At 65.2% G+C, this 336-nt stretch carries 1 protein-coding gene; it reads left to right on the forward strand.

The window, feature by feature from the left end; all coding sequences use genetic code 11:
- The coding region (locus F2P45_RS34840) for a hypothetical protein (protein ID WP_166882729.1) at positions 1–336 on the forward strand (336 nt) is incomplete at both ends.

A 336-nucleotide genomic window follows, 5' to 3' on the forward strand; every position in this document is an offset into this window, starting at 1 on the left:
GAACTCGGCGATACGGCGGCGACCTATCAGTTCTACAAGGCGCTGGCCGCAGCCTCGCCGGTATTTGCCGCCGACTGCGCGCTCATTGCCATGCCGGCCATTGTGGAGGCGCGCGACTACGCCCTGGCGGCAAAACTGATGCCGCCGGCCGAGCCGTTCGTGCGCGAGATGGCGCGCGTGCTCGAACAAGACATCGCGGCAATCAAACAGCGCCCGTTCTCGCACTTACCCGAGCGGCGCGCCGAAATCACGACCTACGTCAGCGAAGTCCAGCGGGTACTCACCGTTTTGGCCGGCAATGGCGAGCTTGAGGACGCGGCCCGTATCAAGGTGCTG

The sequence above is a fragment of the Massilia mucilaginosa genome, assembly GCF_011682145.1.
Lineage (GTDB): Bacteria > Pseudomonadota > Gammaproteobacteria > Burkholderiales > Burkholderiaceae_D > Telluria_A > Telluria_A mucilaginosa.